Genomic DNA, 21,175 nt, shown 5'->3' with positions numbered 1-21,175 from the left:
AAGAATCCCTCTTCGCGGGAACGCCCGTCACTGGGCGTCCACTGTTGGAGAGAAATACTGACGACAAGGCCGAACCCGGACAATTGACGGGAGTTGTAGCGGCGAGCGCTACACAATGCCAGGGAGGAGTTAGCCGAGTACCACCAAGCGGTTCGGCAGTTCATTGCGTACATGGGTCACGGGCACGTGCACCTTGAGCAGCTCGCCGCAGGCTTCGATGCAGCTGACAAAACCCTGCAACGTCTGCCCCTGCTTCACCTGTTGGGTGAAGGTGGCGACGATGGCATCCCAGTTCTTGTTGTCCAGGCGACTGGAGATGCCTTCATCCACCAGAATCTCCACATAACGCTCGGCTTCGGAGACGAAAATCAGTACACCGGTGCTGCCTTCGGTGTGGTGCAGGTTCTGCTCCAGGAACTGCCGGCGCGCCAGGTTCGAGGCGCGCCAGTGACGCACCGAGCGCGGGACCAGATGGGTAGTGACTTTCGGCAGACGAAACACCAGGCACAGGACGATGAAGATGGCCCATTGCACCAGCAGCAGGCTGTGCAGGGTCAGCCAACCGGTGAGGTAATGCACGATGCCCGGCCCCAGCAGCGCCAGCAGGCTGGCCCACAGTAACGGGATGTACGCATAGTCGTCGGCGCGGGCCGCGAGCACGGTCACCAGTTCTGCGTCGGTGTCGCGCTCGACCCGGGCGATTGCCTCGGCGACTTTGCGTTGTTCGTGTTCAGTCAGTAATGCCATGTCGTGAATTGCCTGCTCATTTTTATTATCACCAGCCGCCGGACGAACCGCCCCCGCCGAAACTGCCTCCACCGCCGCTGAAGCCTCCACCTCCACCGCCGCCGCCAAATCCACCACCGCCAAAGCCGCCCCCGGATCCTCCGGAGCCACCCCGGCCGGCGGGAAGGATACCGAGCATCTGACACACAAAAACAGTCAGGATGAACAGCATCACCAAAAACACCAGCAACCCGGGATGCCGCGAGACGAAATCGTCCCCCGGATCGCCTCTGGATTCATACGCCGTGGAGGGTTCGTCCAAGGGGTTGCCGCCCAGCACCACCAGCATCGCCGCCACGCCGTCACTGATGCCTTTACTGAAGTTGCCGGTCTTGAATGCCGGGGTGATGACCTGGTTGATGATCACTGAACTCTGGGCATCGGTCAGGCGATCCTCCAGGCCATAGCCGACTTCGATACGCAACCGGCGCTCGTTCCGGGCGATGATCAACAGGGCGCCGTTGTTCTTGTCTTTCTGCCCGATCCCCCAGTGGCGGCCGAGCTGGTAACCGAAGTCGGCGATGTCGGTGCCCTGCAGGTCCGGCAACGTCACGACCACAAGCTGCTCGCCGGTGGCCTGTTCATGGGCCTGAAGCTGTTGGTTGAGCTGCTCGCGCACCACAGGCTCGATCATCTGCGCGTTGTCGACCACGCGCCCGGTCAGCGCCGGAAAACTCAGTTCGGCCCGGGCCGTGATCGCCACCACCCACAACAACAGCATCAGGCCCGCTTTCAACACGCGCATTGGCTACCTCTTCCATTCCAAACCTGGTCTGTAGGAGCTGCCGCAGGCTGCGATCTTTGACCTTTGGCGCTCGCGAAAAAATCAACGGCAAAAGATCGCAGCCTTCGGCAGCTCCTACAGGCTGCTTCAGAATTTGACTTCCGGGGCCTTTTCCGAGCCCGGCGTGGCTTCGAAGGTCTCACGCACCGGCAGGTCGCTGTACATCACCGTGTGCCACAGGCGACCGGGGAAGGTGCGGATCTCGGTGTTGTATTTCTGCACCGCGAGGATGAAATCGCGCCGGGCCACGCTGATGCGGTTCTCGGTGCCTTCGAGCTGCGATTGCAGGGCGAGGAAATTCTGGTTGGCCTTGAGGTCCGGATAACGCTCGGAGACCACCATCAAACGGCTCAAGGCGCCGCTGAGCTGATCCTGGGCCTGTTGGTACTGCTTGAGTTTTTCCGGGTTGTCGAGGGTCGAGGCATCCACCTGGATCGACGTGGCCTTGGCCCGGGCCTCAATGACCGCGGTCAGTGTCTCTTCTTCATGTTTCGCGTAGCCCTTGACCGTTTCCACCAGGTTGGGAATCAGGTCGGCGCGCCGCTGATACTGGTTCTGCACCTGGCCCCAGGCGGCCTTGGCCTGTTCGTCGAGGGTCGGGATGTTGTTGATGCCGCAGGCGGTCAGCAACGTGGCCAGCATGAGCAGCGTGACGACCTGCAAACGCGAGCGGTAGGTTGGACTTGCATTCATCAGGATGTCGCTCCCTTGTACATTCATGAAAAAACCGACCGTGAAACCTTCTGGGCCGGCTCTTGGGGCATAATCGCCCGCGCCTCTGGATTGCAACGGGCCGATGGGCTAAAAAGAGGCCCTGCGCAAAAACGCATCCGCCACCTGGCTGTCGTTTTTTGGCTCTGGTTTTTTGAGCCGGCACCCGAACAACAATAGACGCTCCCTAAATTTTGGCTGGCCGGCGTGCATATCGCCGTTTGGGCCCTTGAGAAAACTATTCATGAAGAAGCTGTGTTTGCTGGGCCTGTTCGTCAGCCTGGCCAGTCATAACGTATTGGCCGCCACGACGCCCGCACCCCTGGAGAACAAGGAAGCCTTCGTCAGCAACCTGATGAAGCAAATGACCCTCGATGAAAAAATCGGCCAGTTGCGCCTGATCAGCATCGGTCCGGAAATGCCTCGCGAAATGATCCGCAAGGAAATCGCGGCAGGCAACATCGGCGGTACGTTCAACTCGATCACCCGTCCGGAAAACCGGCCGATGCAGGACGCCGCCATGCGCAGCCGCCTGAAGATCCCGATGTTCTTCGCCTACGACGTGATCCACGGCCACCGCACCATTTTCCCGATCCCGCTGGCCCTGGCTTCGAGCTGGGACATGGATGCCATCGGCCTGTCCGGGCGCATCGCCGCCAAGGAAGCCGCGGCTGACAGCCTCGACATCACCTTCGCGCCGATGGTCGACATCTCCCGCGACCCGCGCTGGGGCCGCACCTCCGAAGGCTTCGGCGAAGACACCTACCTGGTGTCGCGCATTGCCGGCGTGATGGTCAAGGCGTTCCAGGGTACTGGCGCGAACGCGGCCGATAGCATCATGGCCAGCGTCAAGCACTTCGCCCTGTACGGCGCGGTCGAGGGTGGCCGCGACTACAACATCGTCGACATGAGCCCGGTCAAGATGTACCAGGACTACCTGCCACCGTACCGCGCCGCCATCGATGCCGGCGCTGGCGGGGTCATGGTCGCGCTGAACTCAGTCAACGGCGTGCCGGCCACCGCCAACACCTGGCTGATGAACGACCTGCTGCGCAAGGAGTGGGGCTTCAAGGGCCTGGCCGTGAGCGACCACGGGGCGATTTTCGAGCTGATCAAGCACGGCGTTGCCGCCGACGGTCGCGAAGCGGCGAAGCTGGCGATCAAGGCCGGCATCCACATGAGCATGAACGACACCCTGTACGGCAAAGAGCTGCCAGGGCTGCTGAAGTCCGGCGAGATCCAGCAGAGCGACATCGACAACGCCGTGCGTGCGGTGCTCGACGCCAAGTACGACATGGGCCTGTTCAAGGACCCGTACCTGCGCATCGGCAAGGCCGAGGACGATCCGGCCGACACCTACGCCGACAGCCGCCTGCACCGCGCCGAGGCCCGTGACGTGGCACGCCGCAGCCAGGTACTGCTGAAAAACCAGAATGACACCTTGCCACTGAAGAAGACCGCGAAAATCGCGCTGGTCGGTCCGCTGGCCAAGGCGCCCATCGACATGATGGGCAGCTGGGCCGCCGCGGGCAGGCCTGCGCAGTCCGTCACCCTGTTCGACGGCATGACCAACGCCCTGGGCGATAAATCGACGCTGATCTACGCCCGTGGCGCCAACATCACCAGCGACCCGAAAATCCTCGGCTACCTGAACTTCCTCAACTTCGACGCCCCGGAAGTGGTGGATGACCCGCGCCCGGCGAATGTGCTGATCGACGAAGCGGTGAAAGCGGCCAAGGATGCGGATGTCGTCGTTGCCGCCGTTGGCGAATCCCGTGGCATGTCCCACGAATCGTCGAGCCGCACCGACCTGAACATCCCGGAAAACCAGCGCGAGCTGATCCGTGCCCTGAAAGCTACCGGTAAACCGCTGGTGCTGGTGTTGATGAACGGCCGCCCGCTGACGATCCTCGAGGAGAAAGAACAGGCTGACGCGATCCTCGAAACCTGGTTCACCGGCACCGAAGGCGGCAACGCCATCGCCGACGTGCTGTTCGGCGACTACAACCCGTCGGGCAAACTGCCGATCAGCATCCCGCGTTCGGTCGGCCAGATTCCGACCTACTACAACCACCTGACCATTGGCCGGCCGTTCACCCCGGGCAAGCCGGGCAACTACACCTCGCAGTACTTCGATGACACCACAGGTCCCCTGTACCCGTTCGGCTATGGCCTGAGCTACACCGAGTTCAGCCTGAGCGACATGGCGCTGTCGTCGACCACGCTGAACAAGACCGGCAAGCTCGACGCCAGTGTCACGGTGAAAAACACCGGCAAGCGCGACGGCGAAACCGTGGTGCAGTTGTACATCCAGGACGTGGCAGGCTCGATGATCCGCCCGATCAAGGAACTGAAGAACTTCCAGAAGGTGATGATCAAGGCCGGCGAGCAGAAGGTCGTGCACTTCACCATCACCGAGGATGACCTGAAGTTCTACAACACCCAACTCAAGTACGCGGCGGAGCCGGGCAAGTTCAACGTGCAGATCGGCCTGGATTCAGAGGACGTGACGCAGCAGAGTTTTGAGTTGTTGTAATTAATCAAACACCGCATAACCCTGTGGGAGCGAGCTTGCTCGCGATGAGGCCATAACATTCAACATCATTGTTGACTGTCAGGCCGCCATCGCGAGCAAGCTCGCTCCCACAGTGGTTTCAGGGTGTTTGAAAGTTTGGGATCAACCGCGCCGATCCAGCAGATTCACCACCACCCGATCCACCCATCCCCACACCCGCTGCTTGACCCGTTTCCACAGTGGTCGGCGCTTCCATTCTTCCAGGCTGACTTGCTCGCTCAACCCGAAGTCCCGTTCGAAACTCGCCGCTACCGCTCGGGTCAATCCGGGGTCCAGTGCTTCCAGGTTGGCTTCCAGGTTGAAGCGCAGGTTCCAGTGATCGAAGTTGCACGAACCGATGCTCACCCAATCATCGATCAGGACCATTTTCAGGTGCAGGAAACACGGCTGGTATTCGTAGATTTTCACCCCGGCCTTGAGCAGTCGCGGGTAGTAGCGATGCCCGGCATAGCGCACGGAGGGGTGATCGGTACGCGGGCCGGTGAGCAGCAAGCGCACATCCACGCCGCGGGCAGCCGCCCGGCGCAGGGAACGACGGACTTTCCAGGTCGGCAGAAAGTACGGCGTGGCCAGCCAGATCCGTCGTTGACCGCTGTTCAGGGCGCGCACCAGCGATTGCAGAATGTCCCGGTGTTGACGGGCGTCGGCATAGGCCACCCGGCCCATGCCCTCGCCACTGGACGGTACACGGGGTAACCGCGGCAAGCCGAAATGCGAGGCCGGCCGCCAGGCGCGACGATGGCGGTTGGCGATCCACTGACGATCGAACAGCAGCTGCCAATCGAGCACCAGCGGGCCGGTGATTTCCACCATCACTTCGTGCCATTCGCTGACGTCTTCGCCCGGCGTCCAGAACTCATCGGTGACGCCTGTGCCGCCGACCACGGCCAGGCTCTGGTCCACCAGCAACAATTTACGGTGGTCGCGGTAGAAGTTGCCGACCCAGCGCCGCCAGCTCAGGCGATTGTAGAAACGCAGCTCCACCCCGGCGGCCATCAGTCGCTGGCGCAAGGCCAGGGTGAAGGCGAGGCTGCCGTAATCATCGAACAGGCAGCGCACCCGCACACCGCGCTCGGCGGCCTGCACCAAGGCCTGGACCATGGCTTCGGCGCAAGCACCCGCCTCCACCAGATACAGCTCCAGCTCCACCTGTTCTTCCGCCCGGGCAATCGCCACCAGCATGCGCGGAAAAAACTGCGGGCCATCGATCAGCAGTTCGAAGTGGTTGCCTTCACGCCAGGGAAAAATCGCTCCGGCCATGTCAACGCGCCGTGAAAATCAGCACCGCACCCACCGGCACCGAAAGACTGATGGCCGAGAGGCCGGCCATTTTGCGCAACGTTTCCAGGCCAGGTGCCAGATCGAAATCCTCGGCGTTGATCACCAGCGGTTCGAGGGTCACCACCTGGAAGCGCCGGTCATCGAGACGGGTCGCCAGCAACTGTGCGTTGTATTCGTGTTGCTTGCCATGCAGGTCGACGGTCAGTGGCAGGCGCAATTCCAGCTGTGCGCCGGGGGCGAGGTCGTTGATCGGGCGCAGATCGATTTTCGTGGTGATCAAGGCGTCGGGGAACCGCTCGACCTGGAACAGCTCCTTGCGCATGCGCTCATCGCGCAACGGGACGCCGCTGTTGATCGACTCCAGTTCGACTTCCACCTGCGCCAGCCCCTGGGGATCGACCTTGCCGTGCAACACCAGAAAGCGCTGCACTTCGGAAACATTGGCGTTTTTGGTGCTGACAAATGACAGGCGTGAAGATTCGCCATCGAGGTACCAGTCGGCGCGGGCCGACAATGCAGCACCGGTCAGCAGCAGAAAAACGAGGGATCGGAGGGCGGAGCGCTTGAACATAGAGACTCGTAAGGCAGAGAAACCTGTGCTGAACCTTAACCGGCCTGCCACAGGTTGCAAGAAATGTGTTGCCTTGAGTCTCTAAACCACCACAAGTTCCAAATCAGGCCATCGCCTGCTGCACATCGCCAATGGTCGTGGCCAGGCTGTTGAGGTGCAGGTTGAGTACTCGCTCCACCGGCGCCTGATCCATCGGCCAGTGCAGCGCCATGCTGCCGACCAGGCGGCCATCGGTGCGGATCGGCAGGGCCACCGCGCGAATCAGGAACGGCAGGCGCACCGGATACTCCCAGTAACCCTCGGTGCGCTGGCCGAAGCCTTGATGCAATGCCTGCTCAGTGGTGCTGAACAGGGACTCGTCCGTCATTCGCTCACGGCTGGCCAGACGCTCCACTTCATGGCTGTCCAGCTCGCCAAGGCAGGCCCGCCCCATGGCCGAATGGAACAGGCTGGCGTGCTGGCCGACGATCTGGCAGTTGTTCGGGTATCGCTTGCGCAGCACCGTGGGGATCGCGCTTTCCATGACTTCGATTCGCTCGCCGTCAAAGCACGACAGGTCCGCCACCAACCCGGTGCGCTCACTCAACGCCAGCAACAGCGGCGCGGCGTTTTCCACCAGACGCCGCTTGAAGCGCTGCTGACTGTCACCAAACAGGCGCTTGGCGCACAAGCGATAACGCCGGTCGCTCAGGCCGCGATAGATCCAGCCCTGCTCCTGCAAGGTCAGCAACATGCGCGACACCGTGGCCTTGGGCAGGCTCGTCAGGTAGTGCAACTCCTCCAGCCCCAAAGCCTGATGCTCACCCAGCAACTCGACAATCGCCAGGGCGCGCTCGACGGAACGCACGCTACCGGTTTCTGCCTTGCTCTCCATAGGTTCGATCTCCCTAAGCGCAGATGGATGATCACTTTGCGCAGCAAAATGCGGGCCTGTCCGCTGGGCTCATGCATTTTGCAGACAACCGGGCGGGCAGCGCTTGACCCATTGAGTCAACTGCTCATGGGCATACGCCAGTTGTAAAACCGCAAGGTCAGCCTGGGCCCGCCCCATGATTTGCAGGCCCATCGGCAGTCCGGCGGGGTTGAATCCCACCGGCACACTCATGCTCGGCAACCCGGCCAGGGTCGGCCCGATCACCACTTCCATCCAGCGGTGGTAGGTGTCCATGGCGTGCCCGCCAACAACGCGCGGCCAAGGGGTTTGTGCATCAAAAGGAAACACTTGGGCGGTGGGCAACAACAGGAAGTCGTAACGATCGAACAATTCGTTCAGCGCTCGATACCACTCGCTGCGACTGACCGAGGCCTGATAGACATCCGCCGCCGTCAGACGCAACCCGCCCTCGACTTCCCATCGGGCTTCGGGTTTGAGGTGTTCGCGTTTTTGCGCATCGGCATACAACCCGCCGAGGCTGCCTTGCACCAGCCAGTGGCGATGCACCAGCCAGGTTTGCCACAGGCGCTCCATTGAGAAATCCGGCTGGCAGGCCTCGACCTTGCAACCCAGTGCGGCGAAGTCCTGCAACGCCGATTCACACAGGCTCATGACGCCGGGCTCCATCGGCAGGTAGCCGTTGTAGTCCCCCAGCCAGCCGAGCCGCACGTCCCTGAAATCCTGCTGCAACGACTGGTGAAATATCCCCGGACCTTCAGTCAGCGACAACGGCACGCGCGGATCGTACCCGGCCTGGGTGCTAAGCAAACGGGCAACATCGGTGACCGTGCGGCCCATCGGTCCTTCGGTGGCCAGTTGCTGGACGAACATCTCAGGTCCGGGCCCGAACGGCACACGCCCCTGGGACGGACGCAATCCATAGACGTTGTTGAACGCCGCCGGATTGCGCAGCGACCCCATCATGTCGCTGCCGTCGGCCACCGGCAGCATGCGCAACGCCAGCGCCACCGCCGCCCCGCCACTGCTGCCACCGGCAATCAAGGTCGGATCGTAGGCGTTGGTGGTGGTGCCGAACACGCTGTTGTAGGTTTGCGAGCCGAGGCCGAATTCCGGGACGTTGCTCTTGCCGATGATGATCGCCCCGCAGTCGCGCACCCGCGCCACGCTGATGGCGTCGTATTGCGGAACCTGCTCGGCGAACAGCGGTGAGCCCATCGTGGTGCGCAAACCGGCGGTGGCCGCCAGGTCTTTGACCGCCTGCGGCATGCCGTGCATCCAGCCTCGGGACTGGCCCCGGTCGAGTTGGCGATCACACTCGTCGGCCTCTGCCAGTAATGCCTCGGCCGGGCGCAGGGACACCAGCGCATTGACCTGTGGATTGAAGCGTTCGATCTGCGCCAGATACGCCTGCATCACCTCGCGACAGGACACCTGCCGCCCATGAATGGCCCGGGACAGCGCATCGGCGTCCATTTCAACAATCGGATTGCTGCTCAAGGTTTCACCCCAAGATTGAGTTCAACGGATCTTTTTGCCCGTGGTGCTTCTTGCATGCAGTAGGTGCCGAGCAACGTCAGCAAGCAGGCGAACAACACGTAGAACGATGGCGCCACCGGAGTCGCCAGGACCTTGCTCAGCCAAGTGACGATCAGCGGCGCGAACCCGCCGAAGACCATGACGGCGACGTTGTAAGCCACCGACACACCGGTGGAACGCACTTCGATGGGGAACTGCTCGGCCAGCGCGGTCGGAGCCGGGCCGAAGAAACCGCCGATCGCACTGCACAGCAACAGTTGCATCACCAGCAAACGCTCCACCGATGGCGCCGCCGCCACCCACACGTACAAGGGATAAACCATCAGGAAAAACGCCAGGGTGAAGGCCATCAACACCGGGCGCCGGCCGAGTCGGTCCGACAGTGCGCCAGACAACGGAATGATCACGGTCATCAGCGCCACCGCGAGCATTTGCACCAGCAACACCTGATCCAGCGGCAGGCCGAGATTCTTGTGGGCAAAGGTTGGCATGTTCACCAGCACCACGTAGAACGACACGGTCGCGCCACAGGCCAGGCCCATGGACACCAGAATGCTGCGCCTGTGTTCGCGGAGCACTTGCATCAGGCTTGGGCTCGCGCCTTTGGCCTGTTTGCGTGCTTCGAGAAACTCCTCCGGTTCCTCCATGTGCTTGCGAATCCACAGCCCGACCGGGCCGATCAGCAAACCCAGCACAAACGGAATCCGCCAGCCCCAGCTCTCCAGTGCCTCAGGGGACAGCAGGTGGGTGAACAATGCGACCATCGCCGCCCCGGAGAACACCGCCAGGCATTGCCCGACCAATTGCCACGAGCCGTACAAGCCCTTGCGGTGCGCCGGTGCGCTTTCCACCAGGAACGCCGTGGCGCTGGCGTATTCGCCGCCTGTGGCGAAGCCTTGCAGCATCCGCGCAACCACGATCAACAGTGGCGCACCCATGCCGATAGCGGCGTAGTTCGGTGCAAACGCAATCAGTGCGATGGAGACAGTCATCAGGCGAATGATCATCTGCATCGCCGCCTTGCGCCCTTTGCGGTCCGAATACATCCCCAGCAGGATGCCGCCCACCGGACGCATGAAGAAGCCGACGCCGAAAGTCGCCAGGGCCATCAGCAAGGAGGCGTATTCGTCGTCAGAGGGGAAAAACTGCCGGGCGATGATGCTGGCCAGAAAGCCGTAAACGATGAAGTCATACCATTCCAGCGCGTTGCCGATAACCGCGGCGACCACCTGCCGGGTGCGCGAAACGCCGGTGCTCGAAGTCTGCATGGGGGAACTCTCCAAAAACCTGTTGGGTAACGGCGGGCACGCCAGCGCGCACCCGGTCCGGCGGCAGTAGAAAGTGAGGAAATCAGGCCGGTTTGAGCCAGCTCTCGGTCAGTGCGCCCCAGTACGCGGCACCGGTCAGCAGGATGTCGTCGTTGAAGTCATACGCGGGGTTGTGGACCATCGGCCGCGACACGCCATTGCCGATGAACAGGTAGGCGCCGGGGCAACGTTGCAGCATCCAGGCGAAGTCTTCGCTGCCCATGAGTTTGGGGGTATTGCCATCGACCGCATTGGCACCGACCAGATCAACGCCGACTTGCCTGGCGAATTCGGTTTCGGCTGCATGGTTGACCAGCACCGGGTAGGCCGGACGATGTTCGATGCGCGAACTGCAACCGAAACTCCGGGCCTGGGATTCGATGATTGCGCGCACGCGTTCGAGGGTCTGCTCGCGCACTTGGGCATTCAGTGCCCGCAAGCTCAGGCGCAGGATCGCCTGTTGTGGAATGACGTTGGCCGCCTCCCCCGCCTGCAACGCGCCCACCGTGACCACCGCCGCCTGTTGCGCATCGATGTTGCGCGCGACCACGGTCTGCAGGGCCATGACCACGCTGGCCGCCGCCACCAGCGGATCGACCGCCAGATGCGGCATCGAACCGTGGCCGCCGACACCTTCGATGGTCACGTTAAGCAAATCCTGCGAGGCCATCATCGGCCCCTCACGAAAACCCAAATGGCCGGCGGGTAGCCCCGGCATGTTGTGCATGCCGAACAGCGCATCGCAGGGGAAACGTTCGAGCAGGCCATCGGCAAGCATCGCTTCGGCACCGCCCTGGCCCTCTTCGGCAGGCTGGAAAATCAACGTCAGGGTGCCGTCGAACTGGCGTGTCGCCGCCAGGTAGCGCGCCGCGCCCAGCAACATCGTGGTGTGGCCGTCATGCCCACAGGCGTGCATGCAACCCTGATGCTGGCTGCTGTAGGTTACGCCGGTGTTCTCGATGATCGGCAGCGCATCCATGTCCGCCCGCAAACCGAGGCTGCGCGGGCTACTGCCATTACGCAGCACGCCGACTACACCGGTCTTGCCGATGCCGGTGTGCACCTCGTAGCCCCAATCCGCCAGGGATTTGGCCACCAGCGCCGAGGTGCGGTTTTCCTCGAAGCCGAGTTCCGGGTGGGCGTGGATGTCCTGGCGGGTGGCGTGCAGATCGCTGGCCACGTCGTTGAGCCAGGCAAGGATGTGCTGATATCGGGTCATGACGATTGTCCTCGGGCCGGGTGTAGTCCCGTTCTTGTTGTTCGCAGTGATTTCGCGACACGTCAAAGGCAGGTCGCGCTCACCGCCAGATAACCGCGAGTCGCGCGCCAGGACAATCGAATGTGGTTCCACAGAGTGGAACCTGAAGGGATATCAGGGCTGCAAGCGACAGCCCTGGCGCTCGCCGATCCACACGGCGCTGTTACTGCGGCCCATGCCGCTGACCGTTACGCGCTTGGCGCTCGGGTCATCGACAAAGCCACTGGTGGGCAGCCATTGCTTTACATAGCCGTGGCAGTACTGGGTATCGTTACCCATCACGTAGCGGCACGAACAGTATTCCTTGGCGGTGTAGGCGCTGATGATGTCGGGGAACGCCCACAGCGCCTCACGCTCGTGCCAGATCCAGCCGAGCAGGGCGATCAGCGCAATCAGCAATAGCGAACTGACCGGTCGACGGCGAATGAAACCGCTCATGGCTGCACCCTCCCGGCAAAGGCCTTGAGCGCGAGCCTGAGCAATTCGTTGTGGCGGTAACTGCCGTCGCGGTCATCGCCGTAGCGGACGATCACCAGCTGTTCACTGGGGATCACATACATCCCCTGCCCCCAATGCCCCAGTGCAGCAAAAGTATCGGCGGGGGCATCGGGCCAGGGTTGTGCCGCGTCCTCAACCGCTCGATTGAGCCACCACTGGCCGCCGGGGACGGCATCGTCTTGCCGGGCGTGATAGTGAGCGAACGGCTCGCGGTTGAACGCCACCCAGTCCTTGGGCAGCAGCTGCCTGTCTCCCCAGCGCCCCTCGCGGGCCATCAACAGTCCGACCCGGGCCAGATCCCGTGCCGTCAGGTAGGCATAGGACGACGCGACGAACGTGCCGGCGGCATCGGTTTCCCACACGGCGTGGCGAATGCCCAGCGGTTCGAACACAGCAGTCCATGGATAGTCGGGATAGCGGTCGGGGCCGACGATGGTTTTCAGCGCGGCGGACAACAGGTTGCTGTCGCCGCTGGAGTAGCGAAACGCCTGCCCCGGCGCGGCGTACGCAGCATGGGCCGCAGTGAACGCGGCCATGTCGTGGTGCCCGCGGGTGTAGAGCATGGCCACCACCGAAGATTTCAGCGGGGCGTACTCGTAATCTTCTTGCCAGTCCAGGCCTGAGGCCCAGTGCAGCAGGTCGGCCATGGTCATGTCGGGATGCTTTTGCAGGGGCGGATAAAACTTCGCCACCGGGTCACCGAGTTTGAACAAGCCTTCGCCATAGGCCACGCCGAGGACGGCGGCCATCAGGCTCTTGCTGATCGACCAGGTCAGGTGCGGCGTCTCGGCCGTCGTCGGGCCGGCATAGCGTTCGTAGAGCAACTGGCCGTCGCGGATCACCAGCAAGGCATCGGTGCGAATGCCCTGGCGAGTGCTGTCATCGCGGGACGGAAAGGTGTAGGCCTCCAACGCTTGAAGCGCCGGGCCGGCCGGCGTCGGGGCGGTCGGCCATTGCTCGGCGGGCCAGTACTCGGCCTGGGCCGTGAAACTGAGCAACAGCAGGACAATCAGGGACAAACCTTTGGGCATGGCGGGGGCTCGGAGATTGAACTTGCCGAGCCTAGTCGAGGTTGATGACAGTTCCTGGATTTGTGTTGCTGTTGAGGCTGTCTTCGCGAGCAGGCTCGCTCCCACAGGGGAATGCATTTCCAATGTGGGAGCGAGCCTGCTCGCGAAGGGGCCGGTCAATCCAGTGAATATCCGGAAAGTGCCTTGGCCAACCTCTTCCCCCGGGCCCCCGCCGCCAGATCCATCACCGCTTGATCGCGCTGCCACATCGCCGCCCACTCCGGCGGCCCACCGGCCAATGCCTCGTTCACCTCAGTCTTGAGCGCGTCAAACTGCGCGAACAACCCGCCAAGCACCACATGCCCGGCCAGACTGGTCGGTGGCTGGCGGCTGGTTTCCGCGCACCCTGCCAACAGCCCCAGCAGACGCAACTGCAAGGATTGCGGCCAGGCACAGTCCTGACCGACCCCATGCAGCCACGCCGTCATGGCACTCAGTACATAGATGTCTTCCAGCGTGCGGAACGGTTTGACGTACGCATCCCAGCCGTCCCCGGCGAGCAATTCGCACAAGGCATTATCCAGAAACAACCGGCCGTGGCTGATGTCCGGCATCAACGGGATCGGCGCCAGTTTTTCCACCCGCACGCCCGGCTCATCGCGATAGATAACCGCCAGGCTCAAGCGCGGGTCAGTGCCGGGCTCCTCGCTGCGTGCCGCCACCAGCAGCCAGTCGGCGGCATTGCCGGCGGTGACGAAATCCTTGCGTCCGCTCAGACGCAAACCGCTCAGGCGGGTTTGCATGTCGGCCGGGCGCAAGCTGCGCTGTTCGGTGGCGCACAGCGCGCCGAGGCTCAGTGGCGCGCTCGGCCAGAGCATGCGCAATGCCGCTTGATACCCCACCAGAAACGCCAGCCCCGGCGTCGCCATCCGCCGCCCGCCCAGCACGGCCAATTCAAACGGCGTGACCGTGCCCAACTGCTGCAACAAAGTCGCGAAACCTTCGGCCAGGTCCGGGTTGGCGGGCAAGCGATCACGGCGGTTCAACAGGGTTTGCCAGGGCATAAGAGGCTCCTCGTGGGCTGTCATATAAGCATCACCAAAGCTTAATGGCGATGACACCGGGGCTACATAGCCTGACTTTGCACAACACGGCTAGACAAAGAAAGTCGATTCGCTGTAGCCCAAAGACGGGTGAGCAGCCCGCACGGAGATTCGCCATGACTCAGATCGCCCGCATCAGCGACACCGCCAACGAACGCCGCCTGCAAGCCGAACGCCTGGTAGGCGCCGAGGCGCTGCAGGAAGCCCAGGCCTTGCGTTTCAACGTGTTCAGCGGCGAATTCAACGCCAAGCTCAAGGGCGCTGAACTGGGTCTGGACATGGATGACTACGACGTTCACTGCGCCCACATCGGCGTGCGTGACTTGAACACCGGGCGCCTGGTGGCGACCACCCGTTTGCTCGACCACACGGCTGCCAGCAGCCTGGGCAAGTTCTACAGCGAAGAAGAATTCAGCCTCCACGGCCTGGTGCACCTGCAAGGCCCGATCCTGGAAATCGGTCGCACCTGCGTCGACCCGGCCTACCGCAACGGCGGCACCATCGCCGTGCTCTGGGGCGAACTGGCCGAAGTCCTGAACCAGGGCGGCTACAGCTACCTGATGGGTTGCGCGAGCATTCCGATGCAGGATGGCGGCGTGCAGGCCCACGCGATCATGCAGCGTCTGCGCGAACGCTACCTGTGCACCGAACACCTGCGCGCCGAGCCGAAAAACCCGCTGCCAAGCCTGGACATCCCGTCCAACGTGATTGCCGAAATGCCACCGCTGCTCAAGGCCTACATGCGCCTGGGCGCGAAGATCTGCGGCGAGCCGTGCTGGGACGAAGATTTCCAGGTCGCCGACGTGTTCATCCTGCTCAAGCGCGACGAACTCTGCCCGCGCTACGCCAAACACTTCAAGGCGGCTGTGTAATGAGCCGGTTGCGGGTGTACGCGCGAATCGCGCGAGTGCTGATGGTGGTGACGCTGGGCCTGGGCATGGCCAGTGTGTTCGGCGTGTTCGAACGCCTGGGCCTGGCCCATTCGATGGCGCGTCGTCAGCGCTGGTCGCGCTTTTTCATGGCCCGCCTGGGCAACGCCCTGCCCTTTGACGTGACCGTCCACGGCGAGCTGCCGAAGACACCGATGCTCTGGGTCAGCAACCATGTGTCCTGGACCGACATTCCGCTGCTGGGCATGCTCACGCCGCTGTCGTTCCTGTCCAAGGCCGAAGTGCGCACCTGGCCGGTGGCCGGCTGGTTGGCGGCCAAGGCCGGCAGCCTGTTCATCCGCCGTGGCTCGGGTGACAGCCAGTTGATCCGCAAGCAGATGACCCGCCATCTGGAACAGGCCTACCCACTGCTGATGTTCCCGGAAGGCACCACCACCGATGGCCGTTCGCTGCGCACCTTCCATGGTCGCCTGCTGTCCGCCGCCATCGACTCCGAAGTGGCGCTGCAGCCGGTGGCGATCCGTTATGTGCGTGACGGCGAGCCTTGCGCGCTGGCGCCGTTCATTGGCGACGATGATCTGCTGTCGCACCTGATGCGTCTGTTCGCCAATGACCGCGGTGGTGTAGAGATTCATCTGCTCAAGCCAATTGCTTGCGAAGGTCGGGAACGTGCAGCGCTGGCGTTCGAGGCACAGCAGGCGGTGCAGAAGGCGTTGTTCGGGACTGTCGTTGAACCTCAGCGAGCACCGATGCGCCCTGCCATTGCGGCGTAAACACATACCCCTTGTGGGAGCGAGCTTGCTCGCGATAGCGGATAATCATTCAACGATGATGTTGACTGACCCACCGCAATCGCGAGCAAGCTCGCTCCCACACTGGTTTTATGTTGTTGGATAGTTCCGCGCAAAATCCTGCAACTGCGGATAGAACAATCGAAAGTCCTCGCTCAACGGTTCATACAACCGTCGCAACTCCTGCATCGCCGCCGCCAGTTCCTCCGGCCGGGTCAGGCGCCGCGAGATCCCGCGCAACACCTGCTCCAGCACTTCGAATTCCTGATACGAGCCCAACCAGTCATTGGCCACCATGTGCGGCGCAATCTTCGCCAGCCGCTCCGGCAGTTGCCGCTCGCTGGACAGCACGCGGTACACGTCCGAAGTGAACAGCTCCAGCGGCCGGTCGGCATACAGCCTCCAGTCCCGGGCCAGGCAATGGTCGAAAAACACGTCGAGCACGATCCCCGCATAGCGACGACGGGTCAGGGAGAAACGCGACAACGCGACATCCACAAGAGGATGGCGATCGGTGAACACGTCGATGCTGCGGTGCAACTGGATAGCCCCTTCGATGTCCGGAGCGAACTGCCCTTGCAGGCGTCCCTTGACGAAATCGCCATACAGGCTGCCGAGCAATTGGCCGGGGCGCTGGCCACCGAGGTGAAGATGTGCGAGATAGTTCATGGGCGCAGCTTAGCACTGCCCCCTTGTCTTGTTACACTCAACATATCGTTATAACTCGATATACCGAAATGTGAGCTGATCAGAGCCAAATCATATTTGTATATCGCGAAATACCGATTTAAAGTTCGCCTCATCGCGATATAGCGTTTTAAACATCACGAGCCCACATCATGACCATCAACCTCGACGAAATAATAAAAGCCCTGGCACACCCAGTACGGCGAGAAATCCTGCACTGGCTCAAGGACCCGACCGTCGAATTTCCCGACCAGTCCCACAGCAACGAGCACGGCGTTTGCGCCGGGCAGATCGATCAACGTTGCGGCCTGTCGCAGTCCACGGTGTCGGCACACCTGGCGACCCTGCAACGCGCCGGCCTGATCAGCAGCCGCAAAGTCGGCCAGTGGCATTTTTTCAAACGCAATGAGGAAACCATTCAGGAGTTCCTCAAAACCTTCAGTAAAGAGCTCTGACCCTTAAAGTCAGTCAGCCGAAAAGGAATCAGACATGCCCCTCTCGCTACTCATCCTGGCCTTGAGTGCCTTCGCCATCGGCACCACCGAGTTCGTCATCATGGGCCTGCTGCCCAACGTGGCGGCCGACCTCGGTGTATCGATTCCCGGTGCCGGCTGGCTGGTGACCGGTTACGCCCTGGGCGTGGCCATCGGCGCGCCGTTCATGGCGCTGGCCACCGCCAGGCTGCCGCGCAAGGCCGCCCTGGTGGCGTTGATGGGCATCTTCATTATCGGCAACCTGCTCTGTGCAGTGGCCGGCGACTACAACGTGCTGATGTTTGCCCGGGTGGTCACCGCGCTGTGCCACGGTGCCTTCTTCGGCATCGGTTCGGTGGTGGCTGCCGGCCTGGTGCCTGCGAACAAACGTGCCTCGGCCGTCGCCCTGATGTTCACCGGCCTGACCCTGGCCAACGTCCTGGGCGTACCGCTGGGCACCGCCCTCGGTCAGGAAGCCGGCTGGCGTTCGACCTTCTGGGCCGTGACCGTGATCGGTGTGATTGCGCTGATCGGTCTGATCCGCTTCCTGCCGGCCAAGCGCGATGAAGAAAAACTCGACATGCGCGCCGAACTGGCCGCACTCAAGGGCGCTGGCATCTGGCTGTCCCTGAGCATGACGGCACTGTTCGCCGCCTCGGTGTTCACCCTGTTCACCTACGTCGCGCCGCTGCTGGGCGAAGTCACTGGCGTCTCGCCCCGTGGCGTGACCTGGACCCTGATGCTCATCGGCCTGGGCCTGACGGTGGGCAACATCATCGGCGGCAAGCTGGCCGATAAAGGCATGGCCGCGACCCTGATCGGTGTGTTCGTGACCATGGCCGTGGTGTCCACCGTGCTGACCTGGACCAGCGTCGCCTTGATCCCGACCGAAATCACCCTGTTCCTCTGGGCCACTGCGTGCTTCGCCGCCGTACCGGCGCTGCAAGTGAATGTGGTGACGTTCGGCAAAGCCGCACCGAACCTGGTGTCGACCCTGAACATCGGCGCTTTCAACATCGGCAACGCCCTCGGTGCCTGGGTCGGCGGCAGTGTGATCGCCCACGGCTTCGGCCTGACCAGCGTGCCGCTCGCCGCAGCCGTACTGGCGGTACTCGCCCTGCTGGTGACCCTGATTACTTTCCGTCAGAGCGGCAACCCCGATCTGGCTCCTGCTACCCACTAATCACCTGAAACCTCACGAGGGTTGTATTTCATGACGACTATTTTCGATCCAATCAAACTGGGCGACCTCGAGTTGGCCAACCGCATCATCATGGCGCCCCTGACCCGCTGCCGCGCCGACGAAGGCCGCGTACCCAACGCGCTGATGGCCGAGTACTACGTGCAGCGTGCGTCCGCCGGGCTGATCCTCAGCGAGGCCACTTCGGTGACACCCATGGGCGTCGGCTACCCCGACACCCCGGGCATCTGGTCCAACGATCAGGTACGTGGCTGGTCCAACGTGACCAAGGCCATCCATGGCGCGGGCGGCAAGATCTTCCTGCAGTTGTGGCACGTGGGTCGCATTTCCCACGGCTTGTACCTGAACGATGAAGCCCCGGTCGCTCCGAGTGCCATCCAGCCCAAGGGCCACGTCAGCCTGGTTCGTCCGCTGGCCGACTTCCCTGTTCCGCGCGCCCTGGAAACCGCTGAAATCGCCGACATCGTCGACGCTTACCGCGTCGGTGCCGAGAACGCCAAGGCCGCCGGCTTCGACGGTGTGGAAATCCACGCCGCCAACGGTTACCTGCTCGACCAGTTCCTGCAAAGCAGCACCAACCAGCGCACCGACAACTATGGTGGTTCCCTGGAAAACCGTGCCCGCCTGCTGCTGGAAGTGACTGACGCCGCCATCGAAGTCTGGGGCGCCGGCCGTGTAGGTGTGCACCTGTCGCCACGCGCCGACCTGCATGACATGGGCGACGACAACCTGGCCGAAACCTTCACCTACGTCGCTCGCGAACTGGGCAAGCGTGGCATCGCTTTCATCTGCTCACGCGAGAAAGAAGGTGCCGACAGCCTCGGCCCACAGCTCAAGGAAGCCTTCGGCGGCCCCTACATTGCCAACGAGCGTTTCACCAAGGACAGCGCCAACGCGTTGCTCACCAGCGGCAAGGCCGATGCGGTCGCCTTCGGCGTCCCCTTCATCGCCAACCCTGACCTGCCGGCACGTTTGAAGGCCGATGCGCCGCTGAACGAAGCGCGCCCGGAACTGTTCTACGCCAAGGGCCCGGTCGGCTACATCGACTACCCGACGCTGTAAGTGGCAGCCATTGAAACGCAAAAGCCCCGACTCGAAAGAGCCGGGGCTTTTTTATTTCCGGACGTTTAACAGCTCAGCCATTTATTTAGTCAAGAAGGCGATACGCAATAAAGCCACACACACTTGCCCACCAATCAAATTAAAACGTGTTAAACCGCTGTCGTAGCCCTCAACCAACCCAGGAAGTTATCTCATGGAAGAAAACATGAACACTGAAATCGATATTGAAAATTATGAAGATTTTGAAGAGTACGACACCATTACGGAGGCTGACTTCGTTTCGCTGAATTCGACTTCATTCTGGTTATTGGCCCATCTCAACCCGATACTTGCTGCTACGCTAAAAGCAACAATGGCGGGCCTTTCTGCCGAAGAAATCATGAAGTTGGCAGAGCAATCGCAGATAGAAGCCACTTATCTCAATTATCTGAGGGAGGCGAAGGAAGAGGAGCAACAGGAATGGAACAGCATTGCACGTGCCGCTTCACCGACCAGTATTTTGATTACTATCTTCAATAGTACGAATGAAGTTTTTTCGCTACATAACGCCAGCTGGGATTACAGCGAACACCCTGTTTCCGACTTCGATATCGAACCTCTCCAACACCTGTGTTTTATATTGCGCCATCAAACGCCAGTAGTAAAAAGGGACAGACCGAGCAAATACCCCACTAGCATCAATCAAAACTTCTCTTTCAAAAGCGCTTCACACGCTTTTGAGTTTTCGACTTCTATCAGATTAAAGAAGCAATACGAGTTTTTCTCCTTCTCGCCGCCGACCATACCTTACAGAGAACATACGATCCGTTCTGTCGGAGCCGAGTCGCTGGAATGCAGCTCGCAGATTTCTCGGAAACTGGCGGAGCGCCCTTACAGCTACGCTGTCGCCATCACTCTGGGGTGAGTTGACAGCATCATTCAACGAGCGCCTTGCAACGAGGCGCTTTTCAGACGCAAAACAATTTTCCTACAAAATAGGCAGCTATCGAGCTGTCCACGTGGAAAGTGACCGTATATAAATGCGCCCTGACTCAATCACACGCCAATCAGCGTGGTGAACCAGGAACTGATCGTAAAGGTGCATTTTCTTTCATTTGCGCAGGCTGGGGCTCAAGCGCAGCATGTCCAGCCCGGTATCGACCCATCGTTCGGCTTCGGTGTGCAATTCAAAACTGTCGGGGGCCAGCAACCACTGGTACAGGATGCCGTCAATGTAGGCATGCAAGCTGATCGCGGCGCGAGCGGTGTCGAGGTTTTCCGGCAACTGCCCTCGATTCACGGCATTGCTCAGGGCCAGACCGATTCGCACGTTGCATTCGAGGCTGGCTGACACACGCTGTTGGCGCAGGTCGCACATTTCATCGGTGAATTCGCACTTATGAAAAAGAATCTCATTGATGCGTCGGGTTTTCGGGTCCAGCGCAATTTGATGAAACAAATGAATCAACAACTTGCGCATGCAGCCCAGGGGATCGAGTTCGTCTTCACTCTCGCTGGCCTTGGCCATTTCTTCCAGTGGCTCATGCAAGGTGTCGAGCATGGCCTGCACCAGATCCGCCTTGTTGCTGAAATGCCAGTAAATGGCCCCACGAGTGACGCCGGCCAGGGTGGCGATATCCGCCAGGGTCGTACGCGCCACGCCTCGCTCGTAAAAGGCCTTTTCGGCCGCCACGAGAATTTGCGCGCGGGTTTCCTGAGCTTCCTCTTTGGTACGACGGACCATGGCAGTACAACCTCAATCAGGGTGCTTCAGCGA

Annotated in this window: 21 protein-coding genes; 7 read left to right on the top strand and 14 right to left on the bottom strand. The window is 61.6% G+C overall.

The annotated features are described in order from the left end of the window. Positions 1–129 precede the first annotated feature (129 nt). From KW838_RS15760 to KW838_RS15750, 3 genes are all read right to left on the bottom strand, one after another. Entirely contained in the window at positions 130–747 is a 618-nt protein-coding gene (locus tag KW838_RS15760) for a TPM domain-containing protein (RefSeq protein WP_102702800.1), read from the bottom strand. A 28-nt stretch (positions 748–775) separates the two neighbouring features. Then, a complete protein-coding gene (locus KW838_RS15755; protein ID WP_218501595.1) occupies positions 776–1,531 on the bottom strand; it encodes a YgcG family protein in 756 nt (251 codons plus the stop codon). A 126-nt stretch (positions 1,532–1,657) separates the two neighbouring features. Continuing rightward, a complete protein-coding gene (locus KW838_RS15750; RefSeq protein WP_007976733.1) occupies positions 1,658–2,263 on the bottom strand; it encodes a LemA family protein in 606 nt (201 codons plus the stop codon). Between the two features lie 262 nt (positions 2,264–2,525). Here KW838_RS15750 and bglX point away from each other — a divergent pair, with 262 nt between their 5' ends. Beyond that, on the top strand, positions 2,526–4,817 hold the full coding sequence (gene bglX, locus KW838_RS15745; protein WP_218501592.1) for a beta-glucosidase BglX: 2,292 nt from the start codon (positions 2,526–2,528) through the stop codon (positions 4,815–4,817). Between the two features lie 141 nt (positions 4,818–4,958). Here bglX and KW838_RS15740 read toward each other — a convergent pair whose 3' ends face one another. The 9 genes from KW838_RS15740 to KW838_RS15700 form a co-directional block, all read right to left on the bottom strand. Further along, entirely contained in the window at positions 4,959–6,116 is a 1,158-nt protein-coding gene (locus KW838_RS15740) for a phosphatidylserine/phosphatidylglycerophosphate/cardiolipin synthase family protein (protein WP_116580190.1), read from the bottom strand. Between the two features lies 1 nt (position 6,117). After that, positions 6,118–6,708 (bottom strand): YceI family protein, encoded by a 591-nt coding sequence (locus tag KW838_RS15735; protein WP_102701047.1) that lies wholly within the window; start codon positions 6,706–6,708, stop codon positions 6,118–6,120. A gap of 103 nt (positions 6,709–6,811) precedes the next feature. Next, the gene (locus tag KW838_RS15730) at positions 6,812–7,582 is read right to left on the bottom strand and encodes an IclR family transcriptional regulator (protein ID WP_008000154.1); all 771 of its coding nucleotides are present in this window, start codon (positions 7,580–7,582) and stop codon (positions 6,812–6,814) included. 69 nt (positions 7,583–7,651) lie between these two features. Beyond that, the gene (locus KW838_RS15725; protein ID WP_256358866.1) at positions 7,652–9,100 is read right to left on the bottom strand and encodes an amidase; all 1,449 of its coding nucleotides are present in this window, start codon (positions 9,098–9,100) and stop codon (positions 7,652–7,654) included. After that, positions 9,097–10,407 (bottom strand): citrate-proton symporter, encoded by a 1,311-nt coding sequence (locus tag KW838_RS15720; protein WP_218501590.1) that lies wholly within the window; start codon positions 10,405–10,407, stop codon positions 9,097–9,099. The genes KW838_RS15725 and KW838_RS15720 overlap by 4 nt, the downstream gene beginning before the upstream one ends. Before the next feature lie 82 nt (positions 10,408–10,489). After that, the gene (locus KW838_RS15715) at positions 10,490–11,665 is read right to left on the bottom strand and encodes a M20 aminoacylase family protein (protein ID WP_218501588.1); all 1,176 of its coding nucleotides are present in this window, start codon (positions 11,663–11,665) and stop codon (positions 10,490–10,492) included. Between the two features lie 153 nt (positions 11,666–11,818). After that, entirely contained in the window at positions 11,819–12,142 is a 324-nt protein-coding gene (locus KW838_RS15710; protein WP_007996069.1) for a hypothetical protein, read from the bottom strand. Further along, a complete protein-coding gene (locus KW838_RS15705) occupies positions 12,139–13,233 on the bottom strand; it encodes a serine hydrolase (RefSeq protein ID WP_218501583.1) in 1,095 nt (364 codons plus the stop codon). The genes KW838_RS15710 and KW838_RS15705 overlap by 4 nt, the downstream gene beginning before the upstream one ends. 155 nt (positions 13,234–13,388) lie before the next feature. Continuing rightward, complete coding sequence (locus KW838_RS15700) at positions 13,389–14,276, bottom strand: acyl-CoA dehydrogenase family protein (RefSeq protein WP_218501581.1); 888 nt, start codon at positions 14,274–14,276, stop codon at positions 13,389–13,391. A 155-nt stretch (positions 14,277–14,431) separates the two neighbouring features. Between KW838_RS15700 and olsB the strand changes: the two genes are divergently transcribed. Next, the gene (gene olsB / locus KW838_RS15695) at positions 14,432–15,187 is read left to right on the top strand and encodes an L-ornithine N(alpha)-acyltransferase (RefSeq protein ID WP_007976720.1); all 756 of its coding nucleotides are present in this window, start codon (positions 14,432–14,434) and stop codon (positions 15,185–15,187) included. Beyond that, positions 15,187–15,978, top strand: coding sequence for a lysophospholipid acyltransferase family protein (locus KW838_RS15690; protein WP_007976719.1), 792 nt, complete (start codon positions 15,187–15,189; stop codon positions 15,976–15,978). Before olsB ends, KW838_RS15690 begins: the two co-directional genes overlap by 1 nt. Before the next feature lie 108 nt (positions 15,979–16,086). On the opposite strand, the gene KW838_RS15685 is transcribed toward KW838_RS15690, so the two are convergent. Further along, positions 16,087–16,665: an ACP phosphodiesterase gene (locus KW838_RS15685; RefSeq protein WP_218501579.1), complete on the bottom strand. Its 579-nt coding sequence runs from the start codon at positions 16,663–16,665 to the stop codon at positions 16,087–16,089. A gap of 170 nt (positions 16,666–16,835) precedes the next feature. Between KW838_RS15685 and KW838_RS15680 the strand changes: the two genes are divergently transcribed. The 4 genes from KW838_RS15680 to KW838_RS15665 all read left to right on the top strand — a co-directional run bounded on the left by KW838_RS15680 (position 16,836) and on the right by KW838_RS15665 (position 20,323). Next, complete coding sequence (locus tag KW838_RS15680) at positions 16,836–17,138, top strand: helix-turn-helix transcriptional regulator (protein WP_007983055.1); 303 nt, start codon at positions 16,836–16,838, stop codon at positions 17,136–17,138. A gap of 34 nt (positions 17,139–17,172) precedes the next feature. Beyond that, positions 17,173–18,339 carry an MFS transporter gene (locus tag KW838_RS15675; RefSeq protein ID WP_007976713.1) on the top strand — a complete coding sequence of 389 codons (1,167 nt, stop codon included), beginning with the start codon at positions 17,173–17,175 and terminating at the stop codon, positions 18,337–18,339. 30 nt (positions 18,340–18,369) lie between these two features. Continuing rightward, a complete protein-coding gene (locus KW838_RS15670; protein ID WP_102701037.1) occupies positions 18,370–19,419 on the top strand; it encodes an alkene reductase in 1,050 nt (349 codons plus the stop codon). Positions 19,420–19,624: 205 nt separating this feature from the next. Beyond that, positions 19,625–20,323, top strand: coding sequence for a hypothetical protein (locus KW838_RS15665; RefSeq protein ID WP_218501569.1), 699 nt, complete (start codon positions 19,625–19,627; stop codon positions 20,321–20,323). 186 nt (positions 20,324–20,509) lie between these two features. Here the strand turns inward: KW838_RS15665 and emhR are convergent, their stop codons facing one another. Beyond that, positions 20,510–21,142 carry an efflux system transcriptional repressor EmhR gene (gene emhR / locus KW838_RS15660; protein ID WP_015093857.1) on the bottom strand — a complete coding sequence of 211 codons (633 nt, stop codon included), beginning with the start codon at positions 21,140–21,142 and terminating at the stop codon, positions 20,510–20,512. Positions 21,143–21,175 lie beyond the last annotated feature (33 nt).

Source organism: Pseudomonas sp. PDM27, assembly GCF_019219205.1.
GTDB classification, from domain to species: domain Bacteria; phylum Pseudomonadota; class Gammaproteobacteria; order Pseudomonadales; family Pseudomonadaceae; genus Aquipseudomonas; species Aquipseudomonas laurylsulfatiphila.
Note: the sequence above shows the minus strand (reverse complement) of the source record. Positions and strands in the feature narration are given on the sequence as shown.